The following is a 21,144-nucleotide window of genomic DNA, read 5'->3' on the forward strand; positions in this document are numbered from 1 at the left end:
TACCCCTCCCTTTGGTTGCTCTTATTCAAATGTATGCGTACTTGAGAAAAGTCACGACATTTAGTTGCGCACCCTCCCGATCCTTTGCGAAATTGTGTGTAAAGTTTGTTAAGGCTATGTTTTTTGTTTGAAAAAGTCCCAATAAAAAAAGGTATACAATTATTCGCATCGAAAGGAGACTAAAGGAAGACTATTTACATATCAAAGGAGTGTAGGAAAAATGAAGAAAATGATGTTGATGTTGTTCAGTTTTGTGTTTATTGTGACGGGAACCGTTCAGGCGGCGTCGATCTCTGTATATGATGCGATGAATCAGCCGAACGGATCAAGTGTTTCTGTAGAAGGGTATATCGTGGGGGTTCCGACTTCGACGACGTACGTTGAACAAAGCAATTTTTCAAGCAACTATGCTTTGGCTTTAGCGGATGACCCGAATGAAACAGAAATGAACAATATGATTCTCGTAAAGCTCGATTCTGAGTATCGTAGTGAATACGGACTTCAGAACAACCCTGGCAAGATGGGTGAGTTGATTCAAGTTGACGGCGTAAGAGATCCTTACTTCAGCCATGAAGGGATTGAGAATGTCAGTTCCATTACGACCGTAACCAGTGACGGCGGTGGTTCAGACGATGGCGGAACGACAACAACGGGTTATTATGCGAGCGCAAGTGGCTTGACGGGTGCGTCCTTGAAAGCCGAGCTTCATAACATCATCGACGATCATACTGAGCTTTCTTACAGCCAAGTGTGGGGAGCGCTTCGCAATACTGATGAGGACCCATCCAATTCGAACAATGTGGTGTTGTTGTATTCAGGAAAGTCTTTATCAAAATATGAGAATGGCGGCTACGTCGATGAGTGGAATCGCGAGCACGTTTGGGCAAAATCGCATGGTGACTTCGGAACGTCTATGGGCCCTGGAACAGACATCCACCACCTTCGCCCCACGGATGTAACCGTGAACTCATCACGTGGAAACCTCGATTTTGATAATGGTGGCTATGCATTGACAGAAGCACCAAGCAATTCGTACGATTCCGATTCTTGGGAGCCACGTGATGAAGTGAAAGGCGATGTCGCGCGTATGATTTTCTACATGGCGACTCGTTATGAAGGGGATGCTGGAGAACTAGATTTGGAGATTGCCAACTATGTAGGGACGAGTGGTCCTTATTTAGGCAAACTGTCTACACTTAAATCATGGCACGAATTGGATCCGGTCGATGCTTTTGAGCGTAATCGCAACGACATCATTTTCAATGACTACCAAGGAAACCGGAACCCGTTCATCGATCACCCAGAATTTGTAGAATATATTTGGTAGAAAAGAGCCCCCGTTCTTATCAAAGATCGGGGGCTCTTGTTGATGCTTTTAGTTCGTTTGATTCGCTAGTTTCACTAATACATGCGCCATATGTTCACGTTCATCTTTACTCGCAACGTTCCACATTTCATTCAGCACTTTTTCCTCACGGTTACGTGGCTCTTCATGCTGCGCTAAGTAATCGGCTACGCGCTTAGCTCCAATGGTCAGGCCTTCTTCACCAAGACCTAGCTTTTCCCCGCGGCGTACTTGGTCACCCAGGTAATCTTTAAACGATTCGTAATTCTGCATAATTTCATCTTTTTTGTCTTCTTTCATTTTAGCAGCAAACTCTTTTGGATCTTTGTCTGACATTGGTAATCCTCCTAATGTTTGATTAGAGACAAGTTTCCACGTTTTGAAAGAATGTAAACATGCTAATCTTCAATTTGAAATTGGAAAGTCAGACTCTAGAGTTTATAAACTTACATTGGTGAGTCCAGGTCCTGTGGTCGCCTGATAGGCCAAGAGGTGTCATGAACTTGCGTTTACCATAAGAACATATTAGAATGACGAGTATGAAAATACCATATCATCCACCCATAGAAAGCATTCATTTCACGAAAGTGCTTCATGCACTGAGTGAGCCGAACAGAGTAAAGATCATCCGCTGTCTAAACGAAAGCTTTGAAAATAATTGTACAGCCTATTCCCTTAAATTAATGTTGCCAAAGTCTACGGTCTCTCATCATATAAAAGTACTTCGGGAGGCGGGATTGATTCAGGCTAGAATCGAAGGAAAGGAGCATATTTACTCTCTTCGTAGAGAAGAAATCGAAGCCAAATTTCCTGGATTACTACAAACGGTTATTCAAATAAACGAAGAGGATATTTAGTCCTGCAAGAGCCTTATCGGGCTCTTTTTTTTGTGCTTCATAACATGAAAAATCTCTAATGTTTGGTTAGGGAAAGAACGAAAGGATTGCATTACAAATGAAACGGTGGTACTATTTTTAACGGTTCGATGGTTTTCGAATCGTAAAACTGTTTAGGAGGCACACTCATGAAAAACATATTAGTCATTAATGGACACGAATATTGGTCATTTGCACCAGGAAGGTTAAATAAGACCTTATTTGACGAGATCATCAGCCAGTTAGAAAACGCCTATACCATCCAAACCACAACCGTTCAGGATGGATACGATGTAAAAGAAGAACAAGAGAAATTCAAATGGGCGGACATCATCATTTTCCAAACGCCGATTAATTGGTTCAGTTTACCGGGCGCGTTCAAGTCTTATATTGATGCTGTATATGAACCAGGACTCTTCTTCGGGGGAGATGCAGAATACGGTCATAATGGCATGATGGGTGGACGAAAATACATGTTCTCCACAACGTGGAACGCTCCAGAGTACGCGTTTAACGACAAGGAGAAGTTCTTTGGCGGTCAGGATATTGAAGGTGCACTTGATCATTTACACAATATGAACAAATACGTTGGCCTTGAGCCACTTAAAAGTTTCGGAGCGCACGACGTTATGAAAAATCCAGACGTCGACAAATACCTAGCAGAACTTCGCCAACACTTAAAAGAAGTATTTGACGTTTAAATCATGCTGAAATAATTTTTACGATAAGTATTTGGAGGTGAGCGCCATGTTGAAGGATGAATTAAAATCTGTACGGGATAAGTTTTTTTCAAAAGCTCCCCAACATGTGACGGATAACGTAAACAAAGCGACGGAAGAGCTTATCGATGCAGGAACAGCGACGGGCTTGAAAGAAGGCGTGAAAGCACCTGACTTCACATTGGAGAATGCAAGTGGGGAATGGATCACTTTATCTGAGGAATTGAAAAAAGGTCCTGTTATTTTGAACTTCTACCGTGGTGGGTGGTGTCCTTACTGTAACCTTGAACTGAGGGCTTATGAGAAGGTCCTGGGTGATATTAGAGCAGAAGGGGCTCAATTGATAGCCATCTCACCTCAAACTCCCGATCAATCCTTAACGACACGAGAGAAGAACGATCTTTCCTATGAAGTTGTAAGTGATAGCACACAAGAAGTCATGAAGGATTACAATCTGTTATTCGAGTTGCCTGACTATCTTGTGGATACGTATAAAAATGATTTCAATATCAACTTGAATCATTACAATAGCCAACAAAACCCTTGGAGGCTGCCTGTGGCTGGTACGGTTGTCATCCATCAAGATGGAACCATTACCAAATCGAGTGCAAATGTCGACTATATGTACCGAGCTGAACCTAGTGAAATTCTAATGCATCTAAGAAACTTAAAATAAAGTATAAAAAGTGTCTGCTCCTCTGATCTGAAGCATGGGGGCAGGCACTTTTTTTGTGCTTGAGAAATTTGGACAACCCATCATGTACTCACTTCGAGGCTTCAAAAGTAAGCAGGAAAATTTAGAATCTATGTAGTAATTAATAGGAACAAGGGTTGAATGGTTTGCCTTGTTCCTCAAGAAGGTTTTAGTTATCAATCAAACCTGACGGGGGAAATAGTAGACAGATCATTAAGTTAAATAAGGAGGGGTACAATGGCAGAAGTATCTGCAATGCAGCAAGCCGTTGAGGTGTTACGAGAGAAGGGGTTGTCCAATAGGGAGATCCTGAGTAACGTCGATAATAGCCATTTTCCGTTTGATGATGAAGAGGTTGTGATGACCTTCATTGATTTGCAGATTGAATGTTCCTCTGATGAAGATTTTGACAATCTTGTGGCTTTCTTATACGGTTTTGATTTAAAACAATAGAAAAAAGACCTGATCCACACCGGAAGGAAATCCTATATATGTGGGTCAGGTCTTTTTAATGGTTCACATACATATATCAGGCTGATTTTTCCCATCTATAAAATCGAATCGCACAGCTCAACATGAACATCAGAAGGATTTTCCGGATCTGTTTCCTCATGATAACGTTCTAGATTCCAACGATTGTCGGCACGTGTGTACCCTTTTTCTTCAATCCATTTATGTAAAGCTGCATAACTCGTTCTAATCTGATCGTTCGGTCCTTTGTGTAGGGTTGTAGCATATTGTTGGGGAGGGATGGTCAGGGTCGTCATCCCTTCTGGAATATCTTCATAATCTCGTACTTGAACACCAATCCAATAGCCATCTTCCTCAGGTGAGGATTCTTCGACCACAAAAGCCCCCACATGCCTGCCAGAATCGGTGACATGTTTAATCTCCTTTTTCCTTTTGTTAAGCGATCGAGCAGCTTTTGGAATTTCTTCCATGTATCTTTCACCTTCACACAAGACTCTGAATCCTACTAATTTGACTTCGCCTATTTCTTTTACAGTATTTTGCGGAATGGTAATCTCTCCTTATATGGATTTATATTACATATCTATTATATTCTATCGTGCCTTTTACGTATCCTTTACGAATATGCTTTCAGCTGAAATTCTCGATCATGGTGGCGTGGTCGCCTTGCCGAAGTATGCTTTGCCTGGCATGGCATGGCAGGGGTACTATAAAGAGCCTGAAGGGAATATCTTTGGGGTACATCAACCAGATGAACAGGCAAAATAGAGGCTTTTCTATATGAGAAAAGGCGTCCTCATAACGCCTTTTCTGTTTTTCTATGATTAACGGTGTTGATCAATCAATATGGGGTTGCCGTCCGGATCCTCCAGCGTAATAAAGGCTGGCCCTTCTGTTTGTTCATCCGCTTCTTGTATGATTTTCACACCTTTTTCTTTCAACTTTTTCTGTAAATCACGCACATCCGTGAAGTCATCGAGGTTCTCTGTATTTTGGTTCCAACCTGGATTGAATGTGAGGGTGTTTTTCTCAAACATCCCTTGAAAAAGGCCGATCACGGTATCTTCGTTCTTCATAATCAACCAATTTTGGTCGATGTTTCCGCCAAATGCCTCAAACCCCAAGTTCTCATAAAATGCCTTCGATCGATGAATATCTTTTACATTCAAACTAATAGAAAATGCGCCTAATTCCATCGTGTCTCCTCCTTATGAATGGTTTTACATAAGGATTCTATTACTTCATCGGTAAACCCTTCTAAAATGAATGCCTATATTCCCTTAAGTATGAAAGTAGTTATTTTATTAGTTGGTTGATTTCAGCAACAGCTTTTTCAGCTGAAATCAGTGCTCCTTCAAGGTGACCACCATATTGCGAATTCGTCTCCGTCCCAGCAAAAATGATTTTCTTATCCCATAATCCTGATTGCGGTGGTGTTCCATAGCTCGGAAAATCTCTAAGCGGCTCTAAGTCTTCCTCCACAGCCGTTTCGGAGTCTGTGGCCCAATCTTTGTATAACCAGGCCTTTGCGTTATCGGCAGAGGGGCCGAATAGCCTGACGAATTGATCCTTCACCAGTTGCAAAACCCTATCTTTCCCTAGTTCTTGGCGCGTTTTCGCTGGCATGCCGAAGAACCCGAATAAGGCACCTGATCCTGTTTCAGGAGAAGCATCATGGATTTCCTGCAAGGGACCGACCCAGCTCGTTGCAAATCCTGAGAGTTCTGAATCGCGCCAAAAGGGCCGGTCATAAATGGCAACCGCCTTGGCTTGTCCTGCCATCCACGTGGATTTGCTTTTCAGGTCCGTGATCAGTTTTTCTGCTAACGAAGGAGAAAATGCAATGTGACGTTCGGCAATTCGAGGCGGCAAGGCGAGAATGACAGCACTTGCCGGTATTTCGTTTCTGCTTCCAGCACGAGCTGTCTCAACCGTGATCGAACCTTCTTCATCAAGTCGAATGGCCGACACACGCGTTTCAAGCTCTACCACATCAGAAGGGATCGTTTCCGCTACCGCATCAATGAGGGATTGGACACCACCGCTAAAGCGAATCGATGTTTGGATCGCATTTTCTGGGAGGACAAGCTTCTCTGGCGTCATGTTTGGGGAGCGTTCTGAGAGCATGGATCCCTTTGTGTATTGTTCGAACGTTCTTATATTCCGTTCTTTTACAAGATTTGTGATCGCCTTTTCATACTGTGGCCAGAACCATGTCGGGCCGAGGTCGAACTTCCCTAGGTCAGGCCTGTTTGGAACAGAAGTGCTCAAGACCCTACCGCCTAATCGGTCTCTTGCTTCTAAAACTTTGCAGTCGATGCCTTGTGCAGCAAGTAGTGAAGCGGCGTGCAGGCCACTTAGTCCGGCACCAACAATGACGACTGGTTTGTTCATATTCTTCCCTCCATCTGTTCATATTTAAATCTAAGCAAATGTCTTGTGATGACAGTCTGCTATGTTTATAGCTTTTATTTAATTGATTTTACATCCATTATTACGGTTATAATTTCCAGTTAATCATTTCGTGACTTTTCATTAGTGAATAAAGTCTTGCCCTCAACTCCAAGCAAATCGTCTGGATTCCACCAGGCAAGTAAGAACATTCATACTTCCCTTTTCTGTATTCTGCAATTTGATGAATCAAATCGTTAGAAAATTCCCGTCTCGATCATCAACTTTCAGCATATCACGGCGGACGACACCCTGAGAAACCAAGAGTGTTCCTTGTCCTAAATGATTTTTAAGTAGTTTCGCAATCGTTGTTTTTCCACTACCTGAATTTCCTCGTAAAATAGGATTCCATAACGTTATCACCCCATCGTTTTGTACTTACTTATTCATCTTCCGTATTCTTTTAATTTTTTCCTTCTCTATTAATTACGGCCTGTTCCTTTTTATGATCAGCCTATGACGATTCTGGAAATAGTAAAAGTGGCTTTCCCACCACGCGTTGAGGATGGTAGGAAAGCCACTTTTTGATCTTTTTAGTCTTGGTTATGGTAATGAATCCTACTGTATCTTCAGCTATCGAAGGGAGTTCATCTTGTTCATAACGATGAGGAAGATTGTTTATAAATACTCAAGGCTGAGTCCTACATAAATGAGAATGGATACAAGTATAAACCCAGAAAAAAATAATCCTTTCAGAGCTTTTGTCCAGTTTTCCATCCAAGCCCAACGCTTTCGTTTGGTATCCAACCAGAAAAAATCAACGACTACAGTTAACGCAATAATCACTAAAGCTACAAAGGCACCCAAACATATCACTCCTGTTATTAGGTTTTTCAACCGTACCATTAAATTCAAATTCTTCGAAAAGAGTGATGATCGTGTAAAAACTAAAATATCAAATTTAAGATTACGAAAAAAAGTGTATCTATTGCTGGAGATTCTCACTATAAATTTTATGACTTATTTGGATTTTGGGGTTTTCTTTTACCAATAATCTAATAAATTCCTCTTCATTTTTAGGAGATACATGGATGATCTTGTAGTTGTTATGGAGAATTTCTAAGCGGTCCACTGATAGAGCAGGCGCCATAAAGGGGCTCATATTTTTATTTAACTTCTTGATTTCTTTTATAGTTATAGTGCGTCTAAACGGGCCATACTGAACTTTTATGATCCCATCAACAAGCTTATATCCTGTTCTAAACCATATCCACAACAGCAACCCTATGGTCGATGCGCTCAGCACATAACCTAATACACTCTTATAGGTGATGAGTTGCATTCCGACAGGCTCTCCACCAAAAATATAAATTAGAACGATAAAAAGGATCACTCCCCAATATAGTAGGGATAGCCAAATGTCTTTCTTAGATGGAAAGTACACGTTCATCACTCCTTCGACTAACTATACGTTTCAACAAGTCTTAAGGTTTCCTTTTTTTGTAATTTATTAATTTAAATGGGGGTAAATTTTAAAAACATTTTTTTGATTGAGACCTTTGACAACTTTCCGACGTCTAATAGTTGAAGAAAGGGGGAGAGCCCGGTGACCGGAAATACTCAAGTAGACTTCTCACGTGACGAAGCAATCGAATACATTATGCACCATTATGGTGAGGTGCTGAAACGTACCATCTATACTTATGTGAAAAATCACCACACGACCGACGACCTTTTTCAAGATGTGCTTATCCTGATTTATCGGAAGTGGGACCAATTCCATGGACAATCTCAATTGAAGACGTGGGCGATCAGAATTGCGATTAATCGATGTAAAGATTATTTGCGCTCTCCTCTTCACCGAATCAAAATTGTGAAAGATCAATGGTTAGATAAAAAAGATCCTCAGCACCTTGAAGAGACCGTGATCCAAAAAGAACAATGGGATGAAATCGCAAAGGTGATTTTGGACCTGCCCATTAAATATCGTGAAGTGATGATTCTTACCTTTCAACAAAATATGTCCCAAAAAGAAATTGCGGACGTGACCGATACGCCTTTATCCACAGTGAAAACGCGCATGCAACGTGCTCGTCAAATGGTGAAAAAACAAGCCTGCGAGGAGGGACTGAATCTTGGATCCTAACAATATAAAAAAGGCGGTGGATCGTCAAATCAGTGAAAAACCTTTATTCACGGAGGAAGACCGTGAACGCTTTTACGCCAATAAACAAAAGAAACGAGGATCTTGGTGGAACCAGGGCTTTCCCAGGTTGTTGACGGCCATGGCCACTTTACTCATCTTGGCTGGATCCGTTTACTTTTTCACATCGGGGAATCCATTCCAATCCCCTGCTTCTCCTGATGTGGGAGTAGTCGAAGACGAACCGGTTCCTGAAGAGGAGCCAGAAGATCAGGAGGATCCGCCGACGCTCGATCAGAAGATTAAAGAAATTAAAGATGTCGCGCTGAGTAGGCCGAAGAAAAATCAAATGATGGATACTATTCAATCTCTGAATGGAAAGGAATTAACATCCACACAGGGAGAGGAGGGGGAAAGAGTGTCTATCGTTTTCTCACCAGATGTGGATGGGCCTAATATTTCCGACACACCACCCTCACTGGAAGCTTTCCAAAATAGCGAGCTCGACTTGTTTTTGGTTATTCAATGGGATGATGAACACAACGTTCTGACTTCAGCTGAGCTCACCTATCTATCTGAGGATGGAGAATCCTTAACAAAAGAAAGGTTCAGCCCTAATCCTAGGGGAAGGGAATTCGCAAAAGTGGTGGGAGCGGACCAACCGGTTTCCATGAAAGACCTCACGTTGCGATCTATCGCACGTTCCTTAGATAAAGAACCTGACGAGCTTACGAAAGGCGACTTGCTGGAACTCGAAGAATTGACGATTAATGCTTCCCACTTAAATGAGGTTTTTGAAGTGACAGCGGACCCAGCTTATTTCGAAGCGATGAAGTCCTTGAGGGTACTGAAGCTGAATCAAGCAATCATTCCTGGAGAGTTACTGAAGGAAGTTCCAAGTTTAGAACAAGTCACCTTCATTGGTCCCACAGTAAATGATTTGAGCAGTGTGGCGGAGGGCATGCAAAATGTTCAGTATTTGAACTTAATCAATTCTTCCTTCCAGGGCACCGCAGAAGACATCCTGAAGTTAGAGTCCTTGACCATCGTAAGGGTCGATCCCGCGGTGGTGCCCGATTATGAAAAATTACAGTTTGAAGGCATTGATGTACGTTGGTGAGAATCAACGAGCAATCTGCCAAGTTCAGCCGATAAATAAGCTCGCTAAATAAAAAGTGCCTGCCCTCTGCGTTAAGTAACGCGTTAGGGTCAGGCACTTTTTTCAATTGCTATAACCGTTCATCCCGCTCCTCATCCGAAATCAACGGACACGTCGCGCAGCACTTCGCTTTATTCCCGTCATGCAGCATGTATTTCATGCAGCAATGTCTGCGGACATACGTCTCTTTGCCGTTATCCGCCGTATAGTAGCGGAAATCGAAGTGGAGGGGGTTGCGCCGGTTTTCTTTGAACAATTCATCGGACGTCAGCCAGTGGAACACCTTCTCGATTTTCTCTTTCAGTTCCGGTTTTTCCTTTTCAAGCGCGCACTTCCGCTGGTGCAAGTTATGCGACACAATCGAGCGCATATGCGTCGATTTACAGCAGGAGATTTGAGCGACCTTTTGGAATAGAGGCTGTAAATGATCGGTGATGAAGGCCTTGATGAGCTGTTTGACTCGCTCTTCCGAAAGCTCATCCATCTGGTGAACCGCTTCACTCGGAACGATATAATTCATCCGATTTTTCTCCTCGAGTTCAATCCCGAAATGGGACGGATCTGTATCGATGATGACGTTCTGTTCGATCATCGACTGAAAAAATCCCATTGTAAAAACGGAATACATTTTCCCGAATAACAGGCCGGTGATTGATACGTTCGGGGCATCCACCCCTTTTCGCTGCTGTTTCAGCACATTCATCACCGTTAAATGGTCATGAATCAGGTCTTCCACTCGCACATCTACGCGCTCCTCATATTCGGATCCTATATAAATTCGGTGATCATTTTTTATTTGTTCGAATGCAGTATTCATAGAACATGACTCCCACATTGATTTTTTATGAACTGATAACTATTATCAATTATAAGGCAATTCCCTGAAATGGACAACTTTCTGTAGGTATAAACGGCACGTCGGTTTTCGTAAGCTAAAGGAGCGTCCTTTTGTGGGCCCCTAGATTTGATTATCATTGTTCTAATCAGGGAATAAGAAGACAAGAAGAAGTAGCTTCCATTAGATGAGGTGAAAGAGAGATGAATGAAGAGGGAAAGCTTCTAATAGAATTCGCACGTAACGATGATCGATATAGAAAAAAAGCAGAGAAAGCCGTGCTGCATCAGCTTGTGCAAGCCATTATACGTGAAAATATCGTCCCTTATGAGTGGACGTCTGACCATATGATTACGATTCCAGCCAAAGAAGCGGATGTGCACGTCGAAATCACGCACCGCTATACACTCGGACATATCGATATAGATTCCATCCAATGGAAAAGTGAGCCCGTCACAACAGCCGGTCAGTTACTTGACCTCCTTTTTCAACAACAGGAACAGAGATTGAAAACCGAAATCGCTGATAGTATAGACAATTACACACTAGCGCTTGCGATTGCAGAAAAGCGCCAATCTGACATCCACACAGATGCCTCTGATGTATTTGAATACGCGAAGCATCCAGGTATCCAGAGCCCGCTTTCGTTCTTCGAGCAGTGGGTCATTCAAGGGCATACGATTCACCCGTGTTCCCGTACCCGTCTCGGAATGACAACGGAAGACGTCGCCACCTACGCGCCGGAATGGCAGGGGCGTCCGCAAGTCATTCCGATGGCTGTCAAAAAAGGATTGTTCCAAAAAACAGGCGCGTCACCACGGCAAATCCTTTTTGATGAATACCCGGAAGTGGAGCATGCTTTCTACGAAAGAGGGCTCGCTCCTGAGGAGTACGAATTGATTCCGGTCCACCCGTGGCAGCTCGAGCATACGATTCCTAAATATTACGCCCATGCCCTTCATGATGGAGGGCTCGTTGCGCTGGATCGTGTCGGTATCGATACCGCGGCGCTGATCTCTTTCCGCACGCTCGCACCGTTCAACAATCAGATGAAGCACCATATCAAGACGGCTGTGAACGTGCAGATGACGAGCGCCGTCCGAACGGTTTCAGCCGCCTCAACGAAAAACGGTCCGACGTTATCCCGGCTGTTAGAGGGAGTATTCGAAGACTTATCGTATCCCGTTTCGGTCATGAAAGAGTCGGCGGGCATCCACTATGAACCAGCGGGTGACAACGATAACCGACACTTTTTACAAAAGAACCTGGCTGCGATCCTTCGCGAAAATCCAGAACGCGACCTGAAACAAGGAGAAATCGCCATTCCTGCCGCTGCCTTGATGGCCGAATCTCCCGTGACGAATAAGCTGGTTATGGAAGACTTGATTGACCATCAAAAAACCACTGCGGAGGCGTTCATCAAACAATACGCCTCCATATTATTGCCGGGTATTCTGACATTGATTACGAAATATGGCATCAGCATGGAAGCCCATCTTCAAAACGTTGTAGTCATTTTTGAAGAAGCCGAACCGAAGCGCGTCATCCTACGCGATTATGGCGGCATCCGCATCATGAACGACCGTTTGAACCAATTTGCCCAAACCGAAATCGACCCGAGCACGAATCTGCCGACCGACAATCCAGCAGAGTTGCTGCACGTCTTTTCTCACGCATTGCTTCATAACCATTTAGGAGAAATGATTGTCGCACTCGCACGTAAAGGTAGTGATGAGTCCCGTTTATGGCAGCCCGTCGCAGAGGTCGTCCGAGAAACATACCGAACATTGCAGAAAGAGACACCAGAAGTCGCCGTAGATGAGCCGCTTTTATTTTCAGAAACATCCACGATGAAGGCGCTCGTAAAAATGCGCATGACGAACCGATTCACAGAGAACATGTACGTGACCACCGCCAACCCGTTACGCACTAGAAATGAGGTGTTCGAACCATGACGATGCCGATGACAAAACAACGCGTCACGCTCGATTCCGATATGCTGAAAGAAGAACGCACCTGCCTGAACGCCCTGATGGCCGATAATCCAGACGATGTCCCGCGCTTCCTCGATCAAGTCGAAGGCGGCCGCCAAGGCATCCTGCACAAACTGGCCTCCGCGATTTTAAGGGAGGATATCGATCAGATTTATACGAACGCCATCAACGTGACCGAGACAGCGGCCCACCCCTATTCAAGACAGCTGGAATCGTACCCTTTTTTAGAAAACGTTACCTATAAGCTCACCGTACAAGAAGGGTATGCCATCGTATTTCCTGTCCTGTCTGAGTTTTCCTTCCGCCGCGTCGAAACGACCGGGGATATCCTGTTTGTCGATGACCTTGGAGTCAGGCCGATTACGACAGCATCTGAACTCGTCGAGCTTCTGTTCAAAGACAGCGCCCATCCGAACGTCGACACGTTCATGAAAGAGCTGGATAACGGCACCGCCAACTTGACGCTCGCCCTCATGCACCACGAGAAGTGGAAAACGCATGTGCAGCGGTTGGGATCCTTGAATACGCTCGATTATGTGAAGAAACAGCAAGCGATCGTCCCGCAATTTTCACCGAGTTTATTCTTCGAGCAGCTTGTCGTCGACGGCCATCACCTGCACCCCGGTGCAAAAACGAAGCTTGGCCTGACATACGCGGACGTGACGCGCTATTCGCCGGAATTCCATCAGTCGTTTGATGTCCGGTTTGTCGGGGTGCTGCACGATCGACTGCTCACGACAAGTGCGCAACTCTTGAAGAAGGATTTTTCAGATACGTGGGAGCAGGCTCAGGTAGAGCTGCAACAAAAAGGATACGACCCAGACAACTATGAAGTGCTGCCGGTCCATCCGTGGCAGTATGAACACGCCATTCCATCTATTTATAAAGAAGAAATTGAGTCGGGAGACGTGCTTCTGTTAGAAGACGTCATAATGCAAGCGGACGCCACGTCTTCCTTCCGAACGGTCAGTCCGCGCGGGGATCAGACGCCTGTCATCAAGCTTGCCGTCAATAGTCAGATGACCTCGACCGTGCGCTCGATCTCAAAACAAACGGCGATGAATTCGACCGCTTTTACCTCGATGATGGAGACAGTCATGGAGCGGGAAGACCTGCCTCGATTTGTTCCATTGAACGAAACGGCGGGAGCGGCCTTTGATTCGGATGACGAATTGAAAAGCCGTAACCTGACGATGCTCATCCGCGAAAGCATTGATGCGCACTTGCAGGAAGGTGAAATAGCCATCGCGGGGATGGCGTTGTATGCTGAATCCCCGATGAGCGGAAAAACGGTTCTTCATGAACTGGTAGAGGAATCCGGACAGCATGTGCTCGACTTTTTCCAACAATACATCCAAACGGTGATCCCAGGGTACATGACACTTATGGTCAAATACGGCATTGCGCTTGAAGGTCATCTGCAAAATAGTTTGCCTGTTTTCAAAAATGGCCGCCTATCCCGATTTTTCTTCCGTGATTGGGGCGGTGCACGTGTGTATGAACCACGGCTTGAGAAGCAGGGCATCGCCGCAGATTTTGCACCTGGGTCTGTGTCCGTGACGAACGATTTGTCCGACATGCACAACAAGCTCTACTATACTGTTTTTCAAAACCATTTAGGCGAAATCATCCGTCAGCTGACGACATATGGCGAGGTCGATGAGTCCGTCCTTTGGCAGCAAGTGAAAAAAGTGTGTGACCAAACGCTTGATACGTTAGCGAAAGAAGAAGGGCTGCACGAACAAATCGCGGAAGACCGCGCCTTCTTGTATCAGCCGACGGTCATGCATAAGTCGCTTACGCACATGCGTCTGACCGACAGTAAAGCCTACCATTATACCGAAGTACCGAACCCGTTATCGTAAGAAAAGGAGCCCATTATGAACGCAGTCCAAACCTACTTAAACCAAAGAAACGACGAGGAACCGACTTGTGCATATGTCTATGATTTACACCAGTTGCGTCAGCATGCCGAATCCCTGAAAGCGAGTCTGCCCGATTCGTGCCGCTTTTATTATGCGGTCAAAGCGAATCCCGACTGTCCTTTGCTTGAGACGCTCGAGCCGATTGTCGATGGCTTCGAGGTCGCTTCCGCCGGAGAGATTGAAAAAGTGTCAGCCGTATCAGAGAAGTCGATGATTTTCGGAGGGCCTGGCAAGAAAGACCGCGAGATCGAAGCGGCACTCGAATCGAACGTGGAGTACCTGAACGTCGAAAGCTTCCATGAGCTTCACCGGATCAACTATTTAGCCGAACAAAAAGGCGTCACAGCACCGATTTTGATCCGTGTGAATTTGAGCGAAAATGTATCGGACAGTCACCTGCGAATGTCCGGCGTCCCGACGCAGTTCGGCGTCGATGAACGAGACATTCCACCTTTCATCGAGCAGGCGCTCGCGTCTGAGAATGTGACCATCGCAGGTTTCCATTTCCATGCGATGTCGAATAACTTGGACGCAGAAGCTCACGTCCGTTTTGTAGAGGCATGCCTCGATAAGTCCGCCGCCTGGCGCGAACGGTTCGATTTGGACGCCCTTGTCGTCGATATCGGCGGTGGCGTCGGTATCAATTATTGGAATCCATCACAACCGTTCGACTGGGATACGCTCGCCAAAGGAATAGCGGAATTGGATTCTGAAGACGTCCAACTGATCATTGAAATCGGCCGCTATATGACCGCCGCCTGTGGATCATATGTGACCGAAGTTCTCGATGTGAAACGCAATCACGGTCAGAACTTCGCCGTCATCCGGGGAGGCACGCATCACCTGCGCTTGCCTGCCGCTTGGAAAATGAGTCACCCTTTCCACGTTTTAGCGAAAGAGGAATGGAACTATCCATTTCTTCGTCCTGGAATCGAACGAGACGACGTGACTATTGCTGGCGAACTCTGCACGCCGAATGATGTGCTCGTCAGACAGGAATTCGTAGAGAGGTTGAGAGCGGGGGATCTTGTCGTGTTCGAGTATGCGGGGGCCTATGCATGGACGATTTCGCATCATGAGTTCTTGAGTCATCCTGAACCTGAGATTTTATATATAGATGAAGCGTAATGTGATGATGAATCCACTGCCGAATCGGGTAGTGGGTTCATTCATGTAGGTGAAAAAAGGATTTTGAATGACTGTATCGAATAGTACCAAGTGGTAGACAAAGGAGGAAGAAACATGAGCACGATTTACATAGAAAAACACAACCTGCAAGATACTGAAGCTATCGAGGCAAAGCTGGAAATCCTACTACAGCAACCATTCGAATCGGTTGCTGACATTGAAGGATGGCTCAAAGACGTATCGGCTTTCTACGATGAACTCCGTGAAGCATTAGACGGACATTACATCGATTTTCAAGCCCATAACCAAAGTGAAGAAGCGAAACAGCGGTTTGAACACGATCAACATAAAATTGAACCATTGATCAAAACATACACAGCCAAGCTTGATGAGAAGCTGATGAACAGTCCATTTAAGGACGAGCTGGACACAGAAGTTTACGGACGTTTGCTGCGAAGCAAAGAAAATGCCATCGAGCTTTTCCGTGAAGAGAATATTGCGCTTGAAGTCGAAGAGGATCGTTTGGCGACGCGCTACTTTGAACTGACGGGTGGACTGACGGCTGAATGGGATGGGGAAGAGAAAACGATTCCTGAGCTGTTTCCACTCCTTGAGAATCCGGACCGGGACGTTCGTCAATCGGCGTTTGATAAGATATTCGGTGCTTTATCGACGGTTGAGGATGATCTTCAGGACATCATGGACGAATTGATGAAGCTTCGTAAACAAAAAGCGGCCAATAGCGGACTCGCCAATTACCGAGATTATATGTTCAAGAAGTATGAGCGCTTTGATTATTCGCCGGAAGACTGTAAGCAGCTCTCGGCATCGATCCAGGAACACGTCGTTCCCGTCGCTAGAAAAATAGATGAGCAGAAAAAAGCGGAGCTCGGTGTGGATACACTGAAGCCATACGACAGAAAAGCCGTTCCAGCTGATCGCTCGCCGCTTAAGCCTTTTGACAATCGGGACGAACTTGTAGGCAAAACCTCGGATGCGCTTGGGGAGTTGAGTCCGAGATTCAAAGAGCTGATCGATGTGATGAATGAACGCGGCATGCTTGATTTAGAGACGCGGAAAAACAAATCACCGGGTGGCTTCTGTACACCGCTTCCTGTATCTGAACTCTCATTTATTTTCATGAATGCATCCCAAACACATGATGATATGCTCACCCTTTTCCATGAGATGGGGCATTGTATCCATAATGACTTCACACGTCACTTGCCCTTGTCCCATGACCGTGAGACCCCGATGGAATCGTCTGAACTTGCGAGTATGACGATGGAATTACTCACGATGGATCAGTGGGATCACTTCTACACCAAGGCCGAGCAGAAGCAGGCGAAACTCGATGTGCTGCGTGATATCATCAGCTTCCTGCCATCCGGAATCCGCGTCGATGCCTTCCAACATTGGATGTATGAAAACCCTGATCATACGAAAGCAGAGCGGATGGAGAAATTCGCAGAGCTTAGCCGTGAGTTATCTTCCGGCATCGTGGACTGGAATGGCTATGAAGAGGTGCGCAAAAAAGAATGGCTGTTCATCCTGCATATTTTCGAGGTGCCGTTCTATTACGTCGAGTATGTGATTGCCCAGCTTGGTGCTGTCCAAATGTATAAGCAATATAAAGAAGATCCGGAGGGGACGATGGAGCGTTACAAGCAGGCGCTCGCGCTCGGAAATACGAAGTCGTTGCCCGAGGTTTTTGAAGCGGCTGGGATTCGTTTTGATTTTTCAGGAGACATGATCCAGGAACTGATGGCCTTTTTGCAAAAGGAAATCGCTGAAGTGGAGAACATGTCGGTGTAATGGATAGGGTAAGGAAATGGCTGATGGTGCTGATGCCATTGGCTGTTATCACCATCGTTCTTTATATAGAAGATAATGTGTTAACTCAGACGAGTCATACGATAAAGACCGCTGAACTTCCAGAAGTGTTCGATGGGTTCCGGATCGTTCATTTATCCGACCTGCATAGCAAATGGTTTGGTGAGGACCAATCGAGACTCGTAGAACAAGTAAATGACCAGCGGCCGGACCTGATCGTATTTACAGGCGACTTAATTGATCGCAATCGCAATAACTTTAAAGCGGGTATCACATTGCTTGACCGTTTGAAGCAGACCGCTCCCGTCTATTATGTAACAGGTAATCATGAATGGGACTCCGGTAAAGCGGAGGATCTGATTGAACAACTGAGTGGACGAGGCATCCGTGTGTTGCAGGACGACATGGACGAAATCGAGCGTATGGATGACTCGATTACAATCATCGGACTCGATGACCCTGACAAACGGCCGGGACACGCAACTGTCCGCATGGATCCCCTGGACCGACTTGTAGAAGAGGCAAAGTCAAAATTCACGATTTTGCTCTCCCATCGTCCGGAGCATTTTGACTTGTATCAACAGATGCCGCTTGACTTAGTTTTCTCCGGACATGCCCACGGCGGTCAGTTCAGGCTGCCCTTGATTGGGGGATTCGTTGCGCCCGGACAGGGGATACTTCCGACATACACGGAAGGTTCATACGAAGGAAACGGCACAACACTAGTCGTCAGCAGGGGACTTGGCAATAGTATTTTTCCGCAACGCTTTTTTAATCGTCCAGAGGTCGTAACGGTGATTTTGAAAAAGGATCGGTAGTGTTGGCCGATCAATTTGACATCTAGGAGGAAGAGACATGAAGACTGATGAGCAATTTATGGAGCAAGCCATCGAACTGGCTTTACAAGCGAGAGAAGCTGGAAATGAACCCTTTGGCGCCTTGCTGGTGAAAGGGAATGAGGTCGTCAAAGTAGGAGAAAATAAAGTTCATTCTAACAGCGATCCCACTTATCATGCAGAAATCGGTTTGATACGAGATTATTGTTCGGAACAGGGTGTGTTTGATTTAAGCGACTATACGTTGTACACGAGCTGTGAACCGTGCGTCATGTGTACAGGAGCAATGGTGTGGGCGAATTTGGGGAAAGTCGTCTACAGTGTGTCGCACGATCAGCTGGCTGACATTGCGGGAGACAATATTATGATCTCTAGTGGGCATGTCTTTGAGAAGAGTCCGAGCAACACAGAGGTCGTCGGTCCTATTCTCAATAAAGAAGGATTGAAGGCTTTTGAAGGATACACATTCGGATAGGCGTATCGCTTTTATTGATCGTTTCTATTGAAACCTTTGGATAACACCTTCGTCACCTATCGTGATAAGATGATGGGGCAAATAATGAAATTGAGGTGCTAGAAATGAATACATTTTTACAATATAACCCGACGAAACTGTATTTCGGAGAAGGGCAGGTCGAACAGATTTCAGCGGAAATTGCGGAATCCTCTAAAGTGCTCATCGTTTATGGCGGAGGAAGCATTAAGCGTAACGGTGTCTATGATGATGTGATGAACCAATTAAAATCCGTGAATGCCGAAGTATTCGAGCTGTCAGGTGTTGAACCGAACCCGCGTCTGACGACAGTGAGGAAAGGCGTAGACATCTGCAAACAAGAAGGCGTCGACTTCCTTCTGGCTGTAGGTGGCGGAAGTGTCATTGACTGTACCAAAGCGATTGCTGCCGGTGCCAAGTATGATGGAGATGCATGGGATTTAATTACACAAAAAGCGCCCATTGAAGATGCACTGCCACTAGGCACCGTGCTGACTCTTGCGGCCACGGGCTCTGAGATGAATGCGGTGTCCGTAATTACGAACTGGGAAACGAACGACAAGCTAGGCTGGGGCTCTCCACATGTGTACCCGACCTTCTCTATCTTAGATCCCGAGAACACGTTCTCCGTACCCGAGAATCAAACCGTCTACGGCATCGTCGACAGCATGTCACATGCGCTTGAGCACTACTTCCATCGCACCGAGAACACTCCGATGATTGACGGCTTCATTGAGTCCTTGTTGCGTACAGCGATTCAAACAGGACCAAAACTCGTGGAAGATTTGCAGTCGTATGAACACCGTGAAACGATGATGTATATCAGTACAACGGCCTTTAATGGGACGTTACAAAATGGAACAGATGGAGGCGACTGGGCGACCCACCGAATCGAGCACGCCATTTCCGCTATTTATGATATCCCTCACGGCGGTGGGTTGGCCATTCTATTCCCGAACTGGCTAGAGCATGTGCTTGAGGATGATCCAAGCCGCGTGAAGCAATTGGCAGTTAACGTTCTCGGTGTTGATCCAGAAGGGAAATCGGATGTTGAAGTAGCTCGCGAAGGCGCGCAAGCCTTGCGTAACTTCTGGAACTCGATCGGCGCACCGAGCCGACTGGCTGATTACGATATCGATGATCGTGATTTTGATTCTATGGTCGAGAAAACCTTTATCAAGCCTGGTGTCGGGACATACAAGGAACTGAACCACGATGATGTTCGTGACATTTTGAAACGTTCTTTATAATAAGCAGAAGGCGGACCTGAAGACGGGTTCGCCTTTTTTATTTACAAAAAAACACTTGTGAAAATATGGGGAATCGATAGAATATAATGAACACTATTCGTTTCTTTAGGAGGATGAACCATGAAAGTCACCAACGTCCGCCATCTTTACCAGCTCGCTTTTATCCCTAACCTGTTCCCTGTCAACTGCTACCTCGTCGAGGAAGAAGATCATCTCACCCTGATTGATGCTGCCATGCCGTATAGTGCAAAAGCGATTTTGAAGACCGCTCGACAAATCGGCAAACCGATTGAGAAAATCATCATCACGCACGCGCACAGCGATCATGTCGGAGCCTTGGATGCGTTAACGGAAGCGTTGCCGAATGCGGAGGTCCTGATGTCAGAGCGCGAAGCAAAATTGTTATCAGGCGATACGTCACTTGAAAAAGGGGAAAGAAACCCGATCAAAGGTGGGGTACCGAAAAACGTGAGGACGCAAGTCTCCTCTTTTTTAAAAGAAGGAGATCGTGTCGGGTCCCTGCAAGTCGTCCATGCGCCGGGGCATACACCGGGCATGATCGCTCTTTTCGATACACGGGACCAATCGTTGATCGTGGGCGATGCGATTCAAACACGGGGAGGCATCGCGGTATCGGGCGATTTACGCTTGGCCTTTCCTTTTCCTGCCTGGGCTACGTGGGATAAACAAGCTGCCATTCAGACAGCGGAAAAGTTGATGGATCTCAAGCCTTCTATGCTTGCGGTCGGTCATGGTTCGTTACTTCATGATCCTGTAGAGCCGGTAAATAAGGCCATTAGACGTGCCAAAAGGTGAGCCATTTTATAAAAAAGGAAGCTCTTAAGACGGTTTTGATCTCCGGCAACGTTTGAAAATGTCTTAAGGAAGTTCAAACGACCGTTCTGGAAGCGGACCTTTCATAAAAGGGTCATATGTATCGTCTTATGACTCTTTTAACGCCTCTGATAAGTCAAAAAGGTAGAAAAGCAAGTCGACTCCTTCTCTTCACAGTAAATTCAGAAAAATAAGTATTTAACCTTTCATTTTTCAAAC

At 45.5% G+C, this 21,144-nt stretch carries 22 protein-coding genes and 2 pseudogenes; 16 read left to right on the forward strand and 8 right to left on the reverse strand.

What is annotated here, in order from left to right; translation table 11 throughout:
* Positions 1–220 precede the first annotated feature (220 nt).
* Positions 221–1,327, forward strand: coding sequence for an endonuclease (locus tag H0266_RS08415; RefSeq protein WP_181471968.1), 1,107 nt, complete (start codon positions 221–223; stop codon positions 1,325–1,327).
* A gap of 48 nt (positions 1,328–1,375) precedes the next feature.
* On the opposite strand, the gene H0266_RS08420 is transcribed toward H0266_RS08415, so the two are convergent.
* The gene (locus tag H0266_RS08420) at positions 1,376–1,681 is read right to left on the reverse strand and encodes a DUF3243 domain-containing protein (protein ID WP_181471969.1); all 306 of its coding nucleotides are present in this window, start codon (positions 1,679–1,681) and stop codon (positions 1,376–1,378) included.
* A 203-nt stretch (positions 1,682–1,884) separates the two neighbouring features.
* Between H0266_RS08420 and H0266_RS08425 the strand changes: the two genes are divergently transcribed.
* The 4 genes from H0266_RS08425 (at position 1,885) to H0266_RS08440 (ending at position 4,086) form a co-directional block, all read left to right on the forward strand.
* On the forward strand, positions 1,885–2,202 hold the full coding sequence (locus H0266_RS08425; RefSeq protein WP_181471970.1) for an ArsR/SmtB family transcription factor: 318 nt from the start codon (positions 1,885–1,887) through the stop codon (positions 2,200–2,202).
* Between the two features lie 167 nt (positions 2,203–2,369).
* Positions 2,370–2,921 carry an NAD(P)H-dependent oxidoreductase gene (locus H0266_RS08430; protein WP_181471971.1) on the forward strand — a complete coding sequence of 184 codons (552 nt, stop codon included), beginning with the start codon at positions 2,370–2,372 and terminating at the stop codon, positions 2,919–2,921.
* Positions 2,922–2,967: 46 nt separating this feature from the next.
* Entirely contained in the window at positions 2,968–3,615 is a 648-nt protein-coding gene (locus H0266_RS08435) for a peroxiredoxin-like family protein (RefSeq protein WP_181471972.1), read from the forward strand.
* A gap of 255 nt (positions 3,616–3,870) precedes the next feature.
* On the forward strand, positions 3,871–4,086 hold the full coding sequence (locus H0266_RS08440) for a hypothetical protein (RefSeq protein ID WP_181471973.1): 216 nt from the start codon (positions 3,871–3,873) through the stop codon (positions 4,084–4,086).
* Positions 4,087–4,181: 95 nt separating this feature from the next.
* Here H0266_RS08440 and H0266_RS08445 read toward each other — a convergent pair whose 3' ends face one another.
* Positions 4,182–4,658: a GyrI-like domain-containing protein gene (locus H0266_RS08445; RefSeq protein WP_181472804.1), complete on the reverse strand. Its 477-nt coding sequence runs from the start codon at positions 4,656–4,658 to the stop codon at positions 4,182–4,184.
* An 82-nt stretch (positions 4,659–4,740) separates the two neighbouring features.
* Here H0266_RS08445 and H0266_RS08450 point away from each other — a divergent pair.
* A pseudogene (locus H0266_RS08450) lies at positions 4,741–4,872 on the forward strand (VOC family protein); the annotation flags it as partial.
* Positions 4,873–4,928: 56 nt separating this feature from the next.
* Here H0266_RS08450 and H0266_RS08455 read toward each other — a convergent pair.
* The 5 genes and pseudogenes from H0266_RS08455 to H0266_RS08475 all read right to left on the reverse strand — a co-directional run bounded on the left by H0266_RS08455 (position 4,929) and on the right by H0266_RS08475 (position 7,939).
* The gene (locus H0266_RS08455) at positions 4,929–5,300 is read right to left on the reverse strand and encodes a VOC family protein (protein ID WP_181471974.1); all 372 of its coding nucleotides are present in this window, start codon (positions 5,298–5,300) and stop codon (positions 4,929–4,931) included.
* Between the two features lie 100 nt (positions 5,301–5,400).
* Positions 5,401–6,498 (reverse strand): flavin monoamine oxidase family protein, encoded by a 1,098-nt coding sequence (locus tag H0266_RS08460; protein ID WP_181471975.1) that lies wholly within the window; start codon positions 6,496–6,498, stop codon positions 5,401–5,403.
* Positions 6,499–6,688: 190 nt separating this feature from the next.
* Positions 6,689–6,915 (reverse strand): annotated as a pseudogene (locus H0266_RS08465) (P-loop NTPase family protein); the annotation flags it as partial.
* A gap of 258 nt (positions 6,916–7,173) precedes the next feature.
* Positions 7,174–7,362 (reverse strand): hypothetical protein, encoded by a 189-nt coding sequence (locus H0266_RS08470; protein ID WP_181471976.1) that lies wholly within the window; start codon positions 7,360–7,362, stop codon positions 7,174–7,176.
* 118 nt (positions 7,363–7,480) lie between these two features.
* On the reverse strand, positions 7,481–7,939 hold the full coding sequence (locus H0266_RS08475) for a PH domain-containing protein (protein ID WP_181471977.1): 459 nt from the start codon (positions 7,937–7,939) through the stop codon (positions 7,481–7,483).
* Positions 7,940–8,101: 162 nt separating this feature from the next.
* Between H0266_RS08475 and H0266_RS08480 the strand changes: the two genes are divergently transcribed.
* Positions 8,102–8,641 (forward strand): sigma-70 family RNA polymerase sigma factor, encoded by a 540-nt coding sequence (locus H0266_RS08480; protein WP_181471978.1) that lies wholly within the window; start codon positions 8,102–8,104, stop codon positions 8,639–8,641.
* The gene (locus H0266_RS08485; RefSeq protein ID WP_181471979.1) at positions 8,631–9,758 is read left to right on the forward strand and encodes a hypothetical protein; all 1,128 of its coding nucleotides are present in this window, start codon (positions 8,631–8,633) and stop codon (positions 9,756–9,758) included. Before H0266_RS08480 ends, H0266_RS08485 begins: the two co-directional genes overlap by 11 nt.
* Positions 9,759–9,867: 109 nt before the next feature.
* On the opposite strand, the gene H0266_RS08490 is transcribed toward H0266_RS08485, so the two are convergent.
* Positions 9,868–10,614: a hypothetical protein gene (locus H0266_RS08490; protein WP_181471980.1), complete on the reverse strand. Its 747-nt coding sequence runs from the start codon at positions 10,612–10,614 to the stop codon at positions 9,868–9,870.
* Between the two features lie 221 nt (positions 10,615–10,835).
* On the opposite strand from H0266_RS08490, the gene H0266_RS08495 reads away from it, so the two are divergent.
* The 8 genes from H0266_RS08495 (at position 10,836) to H0266_RS08530 (ending at position 20,907) form a co-directional block, all read left to right on the forward strand.
* Positions 10,836–12,587 (forward strand): IucA/IucC family protein, encoded by a 1,752-nt coding sequence (locus tag H0266_RS08495; protein ID WP_181471981.1) that lies wholly within the window; start codon positions 10,836–10,838, stop codon positions 12,585–12,587.
* Entirely contained in the window at positions 12,584–14,491 is a 1,908-nt protein-coding gene (locus H0266_RS08500) for an IucA/IucC family protein (RefSeq protein ID WP_246363824.1), read from the forward strand. Before H0266_RS08495 ends, H0266_RS08500 begins: the two co-directional genes overlap by 4 nt.
* A gap of 15 nt (positions 14,492–14,506) precedes the next feature.
* Positions 14,507–15,679 (forward strand): type III PLP-dependent enzyme, encoded by a 1,173-nt coding sequence (locus tag H0266_RS08505; protein ID WP_181471982.1) that lies wholly within the window; start codon positions 14,507–14,509, stop codon positions 15,677–15,679.
* Positions 15,680–15,793: 114 nt separating this feature from the next.
* Positions 15,794–17,494 (forward strand): M3 family oligoendopeptidase, encoded by a 1,701-nt coding sequence (locus H0266_RS08510; RefSeq protein WP_181471983.1) that lies wholly within the window; start codon positions 15,794–15,796, stop codon positions 17,492–17,494.
* Positions 17,494–18,330 carry a metallophosphoesterase gene (locus H0266_RS08515; RefSeq protein ID WP_246363826.1) on the forward strand — a complete coding sequence of 279 codons (837 nt, stop codon included), beginning with the start codon at positions 17,494–17,496 and terminating at the stop codon, positions 18,328–18,330. Before H0266_RS08510 ends, H0266_RS08515 begins: the two co-directional genes overlap by 1 nt.
* Positions 18,331–18,367: 37 nt before the next feature.
* Positions 18,368–18,823, forward strand: coding sequence for a nucleoside deaminase (locus H0266_RS08520; protein WP_181471984.1), 456 nt, complete (start codon positions 18,368–18,370; stop codon positions 18,821–18,823).
* A 104-nt stretch (positions 18,824–18,927) separates the two neighbouring features.
* Positions 18,928–20,091: an iron-containing alcohol dehydrogenase gene (locus tag H0266_RS08525; protein WP_181471985.1), complete on the forward strand. Its 1,164-nt coding sequence runs from the start codon at positions 18,928–18,930 to the stop codon at positions 20,089–20,091.
* Between the two features lie 120 nt (positions 20,092–20,211).
* Positions 20,212–20,907: an MBL fold metallo-hydrolase gene (locus H0266_RS08530; protein WP_181471986.1), complete on the forward strand. Its 696-nt coding sequence runs from the start codon at positions 20,212–20,214 to the stop codon at positions 20,905–20,907.
* Positions 20,908–21,144 lie beyond the last annotated feature (237 nt).

The sequence above is a fragment of the Halobacillus locisalis genome, assembly GCF_013694105.1.
Lineage (GTDB): Bacteria > Bacillota > Bacilli > Bacillales > Halobacillaceae > Halobacillus > Halobacillus locisalis.

Coding starts and splice junctions, on each gene's coding strand:
- H0266_RS08415 (WP_181471968.1), top strand. CDS start 221: ATGAAGAAAATGATGTTGATGTTGTTCAGTTTTGTGTTTATTGTGACG.
- H0266_RS08420 (WP_181471969.1), bottom strand. CDS start 1,681: ATGTCAGACAAAGATCCAAAAGAGTTTGCTGCTAAAATGAAAGAAGAC.
- H0266_RS08425 (WP_181471970.1), top strand. CDS start 1,885: ATGAAAATACCATATCATCCACCCATAGAAAGCATTCATTTCACGAAA.
- H0266_RS08430 (WP_181471971.1), top strand. CDS start 2,370: ATGAAAAACATATTAGTCATTAATGGACACGAATATTGGTCATTTGCA.
- H0266_RS08435 (WP_181471972.1), top strand. CDS start 2,968: ATGTTGAAGGATGAATTAAAATCTGTACGGGATAAGTTTTTTTCAAAA.
- H0266_RS08440 (WP_181471973.1), top strand. CDS start 3,871: ATGGCAGAAGTATCTGCAATGCAGCAAGCCGTTGAGGTGTTACGAGAG.
- H0266_RS08455 (WP_181471974.1), bottom strand. CDS start 5,300: ATGGAATTAGGCGCATTTTCTATTAGTTTGAATGTAAAAGATATTCAT.
- H0266_RS08460 (WP_181471975.1), bottom strand. CDS start 6,498: ATGAACAAACCAGTCGTCATTGTTGGTGCCGGACTAAGTGGCCTGCAC.
- H0266_RS08490 (WP_181471980.1), bottom strand. CDS start 10,614: ATGAATACTGCATTCGAACAAATAAAAAATGATCACCGAATTTATATA.
- H0266_RS08495 (WP_181471981.1), top strand. CDS start 10,836: ATGAATGAAGAGGGAAAGCTTCTAATAGAATTCGCACGTAACGATGAT.
- H0266_RS08500 (WP_246363824.1), top strand. CDS start 12,584: ATGACGATGCCGATGACAAAACAACGCGTCACGCTCGATTCCGATATG.
- H0266_RS08505 (WP_181471982.1), top strand. CDS start 14,507: ATGAACGCAGTCCAAACCTACTTAAACCAAAGAAACGACGAGGAACCG.
- H0266_RS08510 (WP_181471983.1), top strand. CDS start 15,794: ATGAGCACGATTTACATAGAAAAACACAACCTGCAAGATACTGAAGCT.
- H0266_RS08515 (WP_246363826.1), top strand. CDS start 17,494: ATGGATAGGGTAAGGAAATGGCTGATGGTGCTGATGCCATTGGCTGTT.
- H0266_RS08520 (WP_181471984.1), top strand. CDS start 18,368: ATGAAGACTGATGAGCAATTTATGGAGCAAGCCATCGAACTGGCTTTA.
- H0266_RS08525 (WP_181471985.1), top strand. CDS start 18,928: ATGAATACATTTTTACAATATAACCCGACGAAACTGTATTTCGGAGAA.
- H0266_RS08530 (WP_181471986.1), top strand. CDS start 20,212: ATGAAAGTCACCAACGTCCGCCATCTTTACCAGCTCGCTTTTATCCCT.